Genomic DNA, 420 nt, shown 5'->3' on the forward strand with positions numbered 1-420 from the left:
CAGGCGCACCGCTTGGCGCTTCGGGTTCGGCAGCTCCAGGCCCATGCAGTTCTTGCCTGGAATTGTCTCCACCACGCGGATCGACACCAACGACAGCGAACGCGCCAGGTCCTTCGCCAGGTTGACGATCTGGCTGCCCTTGACGCCCGTGGCGGGCTCGATTTCGTAGCGCGTGATGACCGGGCCCGGATAGGCCGCCACCACCTGCACTTCCACGCCGAAATCCTTGAGCTTCTTCTCGATCAGGCGCGAGGTGAATTCCAGCGTCTCGGCGCTCACGGTTTCCACAACCGGCGGAATCGGATCGAGCAGCGCGAGCGGGGGCAGGTCGGAATCGTGCATGTCGACAAACAGCGGCTGCTGCTTCTCGCGCTCCACGCGCTCGCTCTTGACCACGGCGGTCGGGCGCACGATCTGCAC

The 420-nt window shown here is 65.0% G+C and carries 1 protein-coding gene; it reads right to left on the minus strand.

Features of this window, described 5'->3' with window-relative positions:
- On the minus strand, positions 1–420 hold a 420-nt coding region (locus HUW62_RS47900; protein ID WP_303626929.1), incomplete at both ends, for a DNA translocase FtsK.

It is taken from the genome of Myxococcus sp. AM011, from assembly GCF_013372595.1.
GTDB lineage: Bacteria > Myxococcota > Myxococcia > Myxococcales > Myxococcaceae > Myxococcus > Myxococcus eversor.